Below are 11258 nucleotides of genomic sequence, written 5' to 3' on the forward strand. Positions count from 1 at the left end.
AGGTCTTCCGCGACTACAGCGTCCGCCGGCACGACGGCGGTGCGGTCGCCCTCCGCGGTCAGCTCGCCGGGCAGCGTCTGATCGCCGCCGTGCGCCGCGGCAAGTTCCTGTGGCTTCCCCTCGCTCCCACAGTGGACGGGCTCCCGGCCGCGGCGCTGCTCGCGCACCTCGGCATGTCGGGGCAGCTCCTGGTCCGCGCGGAGGACCCCGGCGACGACTTCCAGCACCCCCACCTCCGCGTCCGCCTCCACCTGGAGGGCGCGCCCTCCGGCGCCCGGTACCTCGACTTCGTGGACCAGCGCACGTTCGGCCACCTGAGCGTCGTGGACCTCCAGCCCGTGCCCGACGGCGTGTCGGCCGGGCTCGGCAGCGACCTCCCCCTGATCCCGGGCCCGGTCGCGCACATCGCCCGCGACCTGCTGGACCCGCACCTGGGGCGCGACGACCTCGTGGCGCGGGTGCGCCGCCGTCGGACCGATGTCAAGCGGGCGCTGCTCGACCAGACCGTGGTGTCCGGGGTGGGCAACATCTACGCCGACGAGGCGCTGTGGCGCGCCCGCCTGCACTGGGCACGGCCGACGGACAAGCTGCGGGCCGCCGATGTGCACCGGGTGCTCGACGCGGCCGAGGAGGTCATGCGGGAGGCGCTCGTACAGGGCGGCACCAGCTTCGACGCGCTGTACGTGAACGTCAACGGCCAGTCGGGCTACTTCGAGCGGTCGCTCAACGTCTACGGCCGGGAGGGCGAGCCGTGCCGGCGCTGCGGGACGGCGATCCGCCGTGAATCGTTCATGAACCGGTCGTCGTTCACGTGCCCGGTGTGCCAGCCGCCCCCACGCGGCCGGGCGGCGCAGCGCCGGACGACCTGACTATCTCGGCACGACGTTGCGCAGGGATTCTGCCCCGCCCGACCGCCAGGCCGTGAGCTGCTCCGCCAGGAACTGCGCCGCCCGCCGGGGCCGGCCCCCGGCCACGTGCGGCGTGAGGATCGTGTTCGGCGCGTCCCACAGGGGAGAGCCGGCCGGGAGCGGCTCGGTCTCCATGACGTCGAGCGCTGCCCCGGCGAGACGGCCGGAGCGCAAGGCGTCGAGGAGCGCCGCCTCGTCCACCGTCGCCCCGCGGCCTACGTTCACGAACCGTGCGTGCGGTGGGAGCAGATCCAGCGTGGCCGCGTCGAGGGCGTGCCGGGTGGCGTCCGTGGCCGGCAGCAGGGAGATCAGCACGTCGGTCCGCGGCAGCACCCGCGGCAGGTCCGCGGCGGTCACCACCGGGAACCCGGCCCGCTCGCCCGCCGTGCCCGCCACCCCGGTCACCTCGGCGCCGAGCGCCGCGAGCAACGGCGCGAGGCGCAGCGCGATGGACCCGAAACCCCAGATCGTCACCCGCGCACCATCGAGCGTGTACTGCCCCTCGGTGGCCGGGTCGGCCTGGGCGAAGGCGATGGCGCGCTCCCACCGGTGCTCCCGCTGGGCGCTCAGGGCCACGTCGATCCGCCGCACGGTCGCGAGGACGAGGGCCAGCGTGTGCTCCGCGACGGTGTCGTCGTGCAGCGAGCGGCCCGACGAGATCACGACCTCCGGAGCGAAGCCCGCGGCGAGCGCGACGTCCGGCCCTGCGGACAGCGTCTGCACCCAGCGCAGCCGGGTGAGCCGGCGGGCGGCGTCGGCCACGACCCGCGGCGGGCTGGACCACGTCACCAGCACCTCGGCGTCGATGTGCTCCTCGGGGACCGGGTCCTTCATCCCGTAGGCCACCACCATGTCGGTGCCGCCGGCGCCGAAGGAGGCTCCGCCGTCGGGCAGCCGGGCCGGGAAGTCGAGGTCGAACGGGACGTCCGGGACGAGGATCTTCACCCGCCGGACGTTACCTGACGTCCTGGGCCGCCCCAGCGGCCCAGGACGTCAGGAGTCTCACGCGACCCGGACGATGATCGGGTTGTCCTGCCACATCGAGACGTACCGGACGGGCATGCCGGGCTTGTTGGCCTCGACGATCATCCCGTTGCCCGCGTAGAGGGCGACGTGCCCGGAGGTCCACACGATGTCACCCGGCCGGGCGTTGGCGAGCGACACCTGCGTGCCCGCGTACCGGAGCTCGGACGACGTGCGCGGCAGGCTGATGCCCAGCTGCTTGTAGACGTACCAGATCAGTCCCGAGCAGTCGAAGCCCGTCGACGGCGACTCCTCGCCGTAGACGTAGGGCGTACCGACCAGCTCCAGCGCGAGGTTGACGGCCTGCTGCCCCACGGCGGACGTGCTGGTGGAGACGGTCTGCGCGGCGGCCTGCGCGGCGGCTGCCTCCGCCTCCGCCTCCGCCGCGGCGGCTGCCGCGGCAGCGCGGGCCTCGGCGGCGGCACGTGCCTCGGCCTCCGCCCGGGCACGGGCCTCGGCCTCGGCCTTGGCACGGGCCTCCGCCTCCGCCTTGGCCCGAGCCTCGGCGATGCCCGCCTCGGTCTCGGCGTAGGGCAGCACCGGGGCCGGGGCCTGCTCGACGGCGAAGGTGGTCTCGGGGGCGACGGTCACCACGGGCACCAGCTGGAGGGTGGCACCCGGCACGGCCGTGCGGTCCAGGCTGTGCTCCGTGACCCCGTTCGACACGGGGGCGGCGCTCGCGGTCTGCGTGAAGACGGAGGCGAGCAGCCCCGAGGAGACGACGGCGATCGCTCCCGTGCGGGCGGCGACCGACATGTTCTCGGCGGCGGTCTGGGTGATGGACGTGAGGGGGGTGATGGCCCGGCCGTCGGCCCGGTGGCGGGCGCGGGCGGCTCGGGTCGTCGACTGTTCGGGCTCGGTCAGAGTAGGCACGATGGATCTCCTCGACGCCTGCGAGGTGAGCTGTCGGGTTCGGATGGGGAGTCACCCGGCCCCGCACTGACGTGCAGGGCTTCACCCCAAGGACGCAGGTGCGTCCGGCTTACCTGGTTCCCCCGTCCCCGCCACGTCGTCGCTGGTCAGAACCGGTGGCGGGGCTCGGCGTCCGGTCCTGGGCCTCGTCTGGACGGCGAGGCGAGGATGACCGTACCGGTCTTCCCGTGAAATGTCACGAAAGGATCACGGGACGGCATATTCCGGCCACGTGCCACGATGTCGCCATGCAGGAGCACCTCGCCGCCCGGTACGACGCCGTCGTCGTCGGAGCGGGCCACAACGGCCTCGTGGCCGCCGCCTACCTCGCCCGTGCGGGCCGCTCGGTCCTGGTTCTGGAGCGCCTGGACCACGTGGGCGGCGCGGCTGTGTCGGCCCGCCCGTTCGCCGGGGTGGACGCGCGACTGTCGCGGTACTCGTACCTCGTCTCGCTCCTGCCGCGGCAGATCGTGGCCGAGCTCGGCCTCGACGTGCGCCTCCGGCGGCGGCGCTACTCGTCGTACACGCCGGTGGGCGCGGGCGGCCTCCTCGTGGACACGGGGTCCGACGACGTCACCCGTGCGTCGTTCCGCCGCCTCACCGGGGGCGACGCGGACTTCGAGGCCTGGCAGGCGTTCTACGCCATGACGGGTTCCGTGGCCCGGCGGCTGTTCCCGACGGTGACCGAGCCGCTGCTCTCCCGCGCCCAGGCACAGGCAGCGGTGGGCGACGACGAGGCGTGGCGGGCCCTGTTCGAGGAGCCGCTGGGCGCCGTGCTGCGCCGCACGTTCGCCGACGACGTGGTGCGCGGCGTCGCCGCCACCGACGGCCTGATCGGCACGTTCGCCGACCTCGACGAGGACTCCTTGCGCCAGAACCGGTGCTTCCTCTACCACGTGATCGGTAACGGGACCGGTGACTGGGACGTCCCCGTGGGTGGCATGGGCGCCGTCAGCGGGGCGCTGCGGGACGCGGCGCTCGCCGCCGGGGCGACGATCCTGACCGGGGCGGACGTGACGGCGGTGGCGCCGGGTGGCGCCGGGGGTGGCGTGGGCTCGGGCGGCGGGGGTGACGCCGAGGTCGCCTGGACGGACGACGACGGTGTGGCTCACGGCGTGCGCGCCGGTCACGTGCTGGCCGGCTGCGCCCCCGCGACGCTGGACCGGCTGCTCGTGGCGGGCGGCGGCGCGCCGGTGGGCGGGGAAGCCGCGGTGGGCGGCGGCGCGCTGGCCGGCGGCGCCCGTGGTGACGCGGTGCACCTGGGCGGGCGATCGCCATCGGGCAGCGCACCCGAAGGCGCACAGCTCAAGGTGAACCTGCTGCTCACCCGGCTGCCGCGGCTGCGCGACGGGGTGGACCCGGCGTCGGCGTTCGGCGGCACGTTCCACGTCAACGAGTCGTTCACCCAGCTGCAGGCCGCGTACGCGCAGGCGGCGGCGGGGCAGATCCCGGACCTGCCCCCGTGCGAGATCTACTGCCACACGCTCACCGACCCGTCGATCCTCGGGCCGGAGCTGCGCGCCGCCGGGGCGCAGACCATCACGCTGTTCGGGCTGCACCTGCCCGCGCGGCTGTTCCGCGAGGACCCCGAGGGGGCGCGGTCGCGGGCGCTCGCGGCGACCCTCCGGTCGCTCGACTCGGTGCTCGCCGAGCCGATCGAGGACTGCCTGGCGCTCGACGCCGACGGGGCACCGTGCCTGGAGGTGCGGACCCCCGTGGACCTGGAGGGCGACGTGGGCCTGCCGGGCGGGCACATCTTCCACCGCGACCTCGCGTGGCCGTTCGCCGAAGACCCTCGCGACGCGGGCCGGTGGGGCGTCGAGACCGACCATCCCCGGGTGCTGCTGGCGGGCGCCGGCGCGCGGCGGGGCGGGGGAGTGAGCGGCATCCCGGGCCGCTCGGCGGCGATGGCGGTCCTGGAGGCGGCGCCGAGATAGTCAGCTCGTCCGGGTCAGTGCGCCCGAGCTTCCTGGGCGACCGACCAGGCGTAGGCCTCGTCGCGGAGGAGGTCGGCGTGCGTGCCCCGCGCGCGGACCGTCGCCGGCTCGCCGGGACCGAGGACGACCACCTCGTCCACCGCCGCCAGCGGGCTGAGCCGGTGCGTGGCGACGAGCACCGCTCGACCCGTCGAGCGGGCGTGCGCCGCGAGGGTCTGCACGAGGGTGTCGGCGGTGGCGGCGTCGAGATGCTCGGCGGGCTCGTCGACAAGCAGGACCCGGGCCGGGGCGAGCAGGGCGCGCGCGACCAGGAGCCTGCGGCGCTCGCCGCCCGAGACCGCCGCGGCGTCCGAGCCGAGCACCGTGCCGAGGCCGTCCGGCAGCGCACCCAGCCAGTCCCCGAGGCCCACCGTGGCCAGCGCCTCGCGAGCCTCGTCCGGCGTGACGTCGCCGCGCGCGACCCGCAGGTTCTCCAGCACCGTCGTGTCGAACACGTGCCCGTCCTCGGCGACGAAGAGGGCCGACGGCGAGCTCACCTCCCCCGAGAGCGGAGGCACCAGACCCGCCGCCGTGGCCAGCAGCGTGGTCTTGCCGACGCCCGACGGCCCCGCCAGCGCCACCACCGATCCCGGCCGCAGGGTGAGCGAGACTCCCATGACGACGGCGCGCTCGCCCCACCCGGCGGTGACGTCGGTGAGCTGGAGCACCGGGTCGGCGCGGTCCGGTCCGACGACGCCCTGGTCTGTGTGATCGGTAGTTCGGTGCGTGATCGGCAGCTCGAACTGCCGATCACGCACCGAACTACCGATGACGCGGGTGGGGGGCTCGGCGCCGCCCGGGGGCGTGGCGGAGGTGGGGCCCGGGTCGCCCAGCAGGGCCAGCAGCCGCCGTGCCGCAGCCCGCGACCGGTGCAGCTGGACCGCCGCCGCGGGCAGGCCCGCCGTCGCCTCGAAGACGGCGAGCGGGGTCAGCACCACCACGGTCAGCTCCTCCGGCGCGAGCCGCCCCTCGAGCACGGCCGGTACGCCGAGCGCGACCGACGCCACGACGGCGAGCCCCTGGGCGAGGGCCCCGAGGAGGGCGGAGAGGCCGGTGGTGCGGGCGCCGGCGTCGGCCACCGCGGTGAGGCGGTCGTCGGCGCGTGCCAGGGCGGCGAGCCGGTCGTCGAAGCGGCCGGCCACCCGCAGCGGGGCGGCGTCCTCCAGGAGCTCGAGCGTCAGTGCCGTGACCTCGCCCCGGACCGCGGCGCCCTGGGTCTCGACGGTCGACGCCGCCCGTGCAGCCAGCCACGGCGCCACGACCCCCGCCAGCACGAGGCAGGCCGCGAGCGTCGCGCCGGCCGCGGGCAGGAAGGCACCGACGAGCACCACGGACCCCAGCCCCACCACGAGCGCCACCCCCGCGGGGACGAGCGCGCGGACCACCACGTCACCCACGTCGTCGACGTCCGCCCCGAGCCGGGCGAGCAGGTCGCCGCGGCGCACCGTCAGCGGAGCGGTGCTCCGGGCGAGGGCCTCGTACACGTTGGCGCGCAGTGCCGCCATGCCACGCAGCGCCACGTCGTGCGACGCGAGGCGCTCGCAGTACCGCAGGACGCCCCGCCCGATCCCGAACGCCCGCACCGACACCACAGCCACCGACAGCGTGAGCACCGGCGGCATCTGCGAGGCCCGGGCGACCAACCACGCCGCCGCGGCGGCCAGCCCGACCGCGCAGGCCAGCGCCAGCGTCCCCAGCGTGATCGCTGCCACCACCCGCCCGGGTCGCACCTCGAGCATCGGCAGCACGCGCCGCAGGGGGTCGCCGCTCGTCCGGCCCACGCTGCCCGACGTCGACGCCTGGGTCGCGCTCATGACTCACCTCCCGCTGTGGGTCTGTCTGTGGCGTGAATTCCGGGGCGGATTGCCGCCACGTCCATACCCACAGCGGACGTGAGGGCGGGGGCGGGGGCCGACGACACGTCGACCACCTGGTCGGCCAGCGCCAGGAGCGACGCCCGGTGAGCCACGACGACGACGGTGCGGCCCTCGTCGCGCCAGGTCCGGACCGTGTCCAGCACGGCCTGCTCGCCCCGCGCGTCGAGGTGCGCGGTGGGTTCGTCGAGGATGACGAGCGGCCGGGCGGCGGCGTCGTCGAGGAGGGCCGTGGTGAGCGCGACCCGCTGCCGCTGCCCGACGCTGAGGCCCACCCCACCGAGTCCGACAGCCGTGTCCCAGCCCTGCGGCAGGTCCGCGACGACGGCGTCGAGCCCGGTGCGCCGAGCCGCCGCCTCCAGGTCCGGCCCGACCCCGGCGCCCGGGGCTCCGGGACCACCGTCACGCGGTGGGGCGGTCGCCCGGCCGGCCGTGACGACGTCGTGCAGCGTGCCCGGAGGGAGCGTGGGGCGCTGCGGCACCCAGGTGAGCTGCGCCCACCAGGACTGCGGGTCCACCTCGGCGAGGTCAACGGCGGTGCCACCGGCGCGCTCGAGCAGGACGCGGCCGGCGTCGGGCCGCAGCAGGCCCAGGAGGGCGAGGACCGCGGTGGACTTCCCGGCACCGCTCGGGCCGCGCAGTGCGACGACGCGGCCGGTGCCGGGCGTCCCGTCACCGACCGGGATGCGGGCCGACAGGCCTGCGGGCGCGAGGACGGCGCGGTCGCCGGCCCGGACGGTGACGCCGTCGAGCACGATGGTCCCGCCCGCCACCCCGCCCCCGCCTGCTGTGGGTATGGCTGTGGCGGGAATCTGGTGTCGGATTGTCGCCACAGCCATACCCACAGCGGCGGAGCGGGCGGCGGAGGGGGCGGCGCCCGGGGCCGTGGCGATCACCGCGAAGGCCCGGTCCGCCGCCGCGAGGCCGTCGGTGGAGGCGTGGAACTCCGCGCCGACCCGGCGCAGCGGGAGGTAGACCTCGGGCGCCAGCATGAGCACTGCGATGGCGGGCTCCAGCGGCATGGCGCCCTCCACGAGACGCAGGCCCACGCCGACAGCCACGATCGCGACCGACAGGGTGGTGAGCAGCTCGAGGACCATCGACGAGAGGAACGCGACCCGCAGCGTCCCCATCGTGGCCCGGCGTGACGCCTCGCCGAGCTCCCGGACCCGGGCCACCGGGCCGAGGGAGCGGCCGAAGGCGCGGAGCGTCGGCAGCCCGGCGACGAGGTCGAGCACCTGGGCGCCGAGCCGCTGCACGGTCGCCAGACGTCGCTCCGACGTCCCGGCCGTGAGGCGCCCGACCAGCACCATGAACACCGGGACGAGCGGCAGCGTCACGACCACGACGAGGGCGGAAACCCAGTCCAGCGTCCACACGACCATCACGAGCGCAGGCGTGAGGATCGCTGTGAGGACGAGCTGGGGCAGGTAGCGCACGAGGTAGGGCTCGAGCGCATCGAGGCCTCGGGTGGCGAGGGTCGCGACGTCGGCCTCGCGGCTCACCGACGACCGCGCGGGTCGGGTGGCCCAGGCGGTCACGACCGCGGCGCGCAGCTCGGCGACCGTCCGGGCGGCCGCCCGCAGGGCGTACCGGTCCTGCGCCCAGGCGAGCCCGGCCCGGGCGACGACGACCAGCACGAGCGCGGTGAAGGCGCCGCCGAGCGGACCGGCGACGACGTCGCCGGCCACGACGGGCGTCAGGATCCGGGCCACCAGCAGGGCCTGCGCGACCACGAGCGCCGCCGACAGCGCGCCGAGCACCACGGTGAGCACCACGTAGGCGCGCGCCGCCGGGCTCTGCGCCAGGCGCGGGTCGAAAGGCTTCACGAGCCCATCCTCCCGTGCGTGCTCAGAACGCCGCGTCCTTGATCTTCTGCCAGGTGAGCCCGGCAGGCGCGGGGATGTGCTCCACGCTGAGCCGGCGGCGGAACACCCAGTAGGTCCACGCCTGGTAGGCGATGACCAGCGGCGTGAGAAAGACGGCCACCCAGGTCATCACCGTGAGGGTGTACGGGGTGGAGGCCGCCTCCGTGACGGTGAGCGACTCGCCGCCGTCCAGACCCGGCATGACGTCCGGGAACATGGACCCGAAGATCAGGACTGCCGCCGCCACGATCGACACCGCCGAGAGCGTGAAGGCCCAGCCCTCACGGCCGGCCCCGTTGGTCACGGCCACGCCCACCAGAGCGGCCGCGGCGAGGGCCACCGCCACCCACGTCCAGGCCGGGGAGAAGGCGACCTGGGCCCAGACCGCCCAGCCTCCGGCGACGGCGACCGCCGCCACGGAGAGCCCTGCGGCGAGGCGTCGTGCACGGTGCCGGATGTCGCCGTCGGTCTTGAGCGCCACGAACACGGTGCCGTGGAGCAGGAAGAGCACGAGCGTGGTGAGCCCGCCGAGCAGGGCGAAGGGGTTGAGCAGCGCCCAGAACCCGCCCACGTACTGGTGGCCCTCGTCGAGCTGGACACCGCGCACGAGGTTGGCGAAGGCGACGCCCCACAGCACGGCGGGCAGCCACGACCCCACCTGGATCGCGACGTCGCAGCGGCGGGCCCACGCCGCGTCGGCGATCTTGCCGCGGTACTCGAACGCGACCCCGCGCACGATGAGCGCCACGAGGATGAGCAGCAGCGGGATGTAGAAGCCGGAGAACAGGGTGGCGTACCACTCGGGGAAGGCGGCGAACGTGGCACCGCCCGCGGTGATCAGCCACACCTCGTTCCCGTCCCAGACGGGGCCGATCGTGTTGACGAGGAGCCGGCGTTCCTTCTCACGCGCCGCACGGTCCCCGCGGGGGAGCAGCGACGCGAGCATGCCGACGCCGAAGTCGAAGCCCTCGAGCACGAGGTACCCGGTCCACAGGACCGCGATCAGGACGAACCAGACGATGGTGAGATCCATACCATTCCCTCAAGTCAATGGAGCCGGCGGCTCGGGACCAAGCGGCTCGGGACTAATAGGCGAAGCTGAGGGGGCGGTCCGCGTCGTCGTCCGTCCGGGCCTCCGGCGAGTCGTCGTGGACCACCAGCGGGACGCCCTCCACCGCGTAGCGGTGCATGAGCCGGAACCAGACGACGGCGAGCACCCCGTAGAGCAGGGTGAACACGATCATCGAGGCGAGGACCATCCCGGGGCTGACCACCGTGGACACGCCTCGCTCGGTGAGCAGGCGCACCATGTCGATGCCCGAGGGGTTCGGCACGACGACCCAGGGCTGCCGGCCCGTCTCGGTGAAGATCCAGCCGAACGAGGACGCCAGGAACGGCGTGGGGATGGCGGCGATGCCGATGCGGGCGAGCCACGGGTTGCCGCTGACGCGCCCGCCCCGGGTGAACCACAGCGCGGCGAGGGAGAGGGCGACGGAACCGGCCGCGAAGCCGATCATGAGCCGGAAGCTCCAGTAGGTGAGCGCGAGGTTCGGGGTGTAGACCACCGGGTTGCCCGCAGCGTCGGTGTCGCCGTACCGGGCGGTGTAGTCCTCCTGGACGTCCTCGACGCCGGGCAGGTAGCTCTCCTCGCCCGAGAAGTGCCCGGTGCCGAGGTAGCTGGACAGCCCGGGCACCTCGATGAGGTGCCGCACACCCTCGCAGGAGTTGGTCAGGTCGCCGATGGTGAGGATCGAGAAGGCCGCGCCCTCGGTGCCCTCGCACAGCGCCTCGGCCGACGCCATCTTGGCCGGCTGTTGCTCGAACATCAGCTTGGCCTGCAGGTCGCCCGAGACCGCGACGCCGACGCCGGCCACGAGCATGGTCACCGTGCCCAGGACGACGGCGGGCCGGTAGACGGTGCGCGCCAGCTCGATGTTCTCGGGGACGCGCGTGCGCACGAGCCGGACCATCCACCAGGCGGCGATGCCCGCCACGAACGTACCCGCCGTGAGGAACGCCGCGGTGACCGTGTGCGGGTACGCCGCCCAGAGGGTGTTGTTGGCGAGGATCGCCCAGATGGACTCCATCTCGGCGCGTCCGGTCTCGGGGTTGTACCGGGTGCCCACGGGGTGCTGCATCCACGAGTTGGCCGCGAGGATGAAGAACGCCGAGAGGTTGACGGCGACCGCGACGGCCCAGATGCAGGCGAGGTGGACGCGCTTGCTCAGGCGGTCCCAGCCGAAGATCCACAGCCCCAGGAACGTGGACTCCACGAAGAAGGCGGCCAGGGCCTCCATGGCGAGCGGCGCGCCGAAGACGTCGCCCACGAAGCGCGAGTACTCGCTCCAGTTCATGCCGAACTGGAACTCCTGGACGATGCCGGTCACGACGCCGAGCGCGAAGTTGATGAGGAAGAGCTTGCCGAAGAACTTGGTCAGCCGGAGCCAGCGCTCGTCGCCGGTGCGGACCCAGGCGGTCTGCATGATGGCGACCAGGGGTGCCAGCCCGATGGTGAGGGGCACAAAGACGAAGTGGTAGACGGTGACGATGGCGAACTGCCATCGGGCGAGGTCGAGGGCGTCCACAGGGGGCTCCAGTTCTTCAGAGCAGGCGCTCTGCAGGTGCGGTCCGAATGCTTGTGAAGGCGTTCACAAGGAAGGTACCGGTGGCGGCACGGCCGGCGCTCCACCTGGCGGG

At 74.4% G+C, this 11258-nt stretch carries 8 protein-coding genes and 1 riboswitch; of the genes, 2 read left to right on the forward strand and 6 right to left on the reverse strand.

Annotated elements, in window-relative coordinates:
* Positions 1-869: bifunctional DNA-formamidopyrimidine glycosylase/DNA-(apurinic or apyrimidinic site) lyase (mutM, locus tag AC060K_RS01740; RefSeq protein WP_483763730.1), on the forward strand; the 869-nt coding region annotated here is incomplete at its 5' end.
* Here the strand turns inward: mutM and AC060K_RS01745 are convergent.
* Complete coding sequence (locus AC060K_RS01745; protein WP_483763731.1) at positions 870-1853, reverse strand: NAD(P)-dependent oxidoreductase; 984 nt, start codon at positions 1851-1853, stop codon at positions 870-872.
* A 57-nt stretch (positions 1854-1910) separates the two neighbouring features.
* A complete protein-coding gene (locus AC060K_RS01750; protein ID WP_483763732.1) occupies positions 1911-2804 on the reverse strand; it encodes a C40 family peptidase in 894 nt (297 codons plus the stop codon).
* Positions 2805-2985: riboswitch (cyclic di-AMP (ydaO/yuaA leader) on the reverse strand. It abuts the gene before it with no gap.
* 106 nt (positions 2986-3091) lie between these two features.
* Here AC060K_RS01750 and AC060K_RS01755 point away from each other — a divergent pair.
* A complete protein-coding gene (locus AC060K_RS01755; RefSeq protein ID WP_483763733.1) occupies positions 3092-4780 on the forward strand; it encodes a phytoene desaturase family protein in 1689 nt (562 codons plus the stop codon).
* Between the two features lie 14 nt (positions 4781-4794).
* Here the strand turns inward: AC060K_RS01755 and cydC are convergent, their stop codons facing one another.
* From cydC to AC060K_RS01775, 4 genes are read right to left on the reverse strand one after another with little or no spacing between them, the layout of a single operon-like run.
* Positions 4795-6633 carry a thiol reductant ABC exporter subunit CydC gene (gene cydC, locus AC060K_RS01760; protein WP_483763734.1) on the reverse strand — a complete coding sequence of 613 codons (1839 nt, stop codon included), beginning with the start codon at positions 6631-6633 and terminating at the stop codon, positions 4795-4797.
* Positions 6630-8522, reverse strand: a complete 1893-nt coding sequence (gene cydD / locus AC060K_RS01765; RefSeq protein WP_483763735.1) for a thiol reductant ABC exporter subunit CydD — start codon at positions 8520-8522, stop codon at positions 6630-6632. Before cydD ends, cydC begins: the two co-directional genes overlap by 4 nt.
* Before the next feature lie 22 nt (positions 8523-8544).
* Entirely contained in the window at positions 8545-9594 is a 1050-nt protein-coding gene (gene cydB, locus AC060K_RS01770; protein WP_483763736.1) for a cytochrome d ubiquinol oxidase subunit II, read from the reverse strand.
* 52 nt (positions 9595-9646) lie between these two features.
* The gene (locus AC060K_RS01775) at positions 9647-11146 is read right to left on the reverse strand and encodes a cytochrome ubiquinol oxidase subunit I (protein WP_483763737.1); all 1500 of its coding nucleotides are present in this window, start codon (positions 11144-11146) and stop codon (positions 9647-9649) included.
* Positions 11147-11258 lie beyond the last annotated feature (112 nt).

This window comes from Antribacter sp. NEAU-D49, from assembly GCF_057158775.1.

What these genes read in the sequence shown, in the direction of transcription:
- AC060K_RS01755 (WP_483763733.1), top strand. Translation starts at nt 3,092, where the DNA reads ATGCAGGAGCACCTCGCCGCCCGGTACGACGCCGTCGTCGTCGGAGCG.
- cydC (WP_483763734.1), bottom strand. Translation starts at nt 6,633, where the DNA reads ATGAGCGCGACCCAGGCGTCGACGTCGGGCAGCGTGGGCCGGACGAGC.
- cydB (WP_483763736.1), bottom strand. Translation starts at nt 9,594, where the DNA reads ATGGATCTCACCATCGTCTGGTTCGTCCTGATCGCGGTCCTGTGGACC.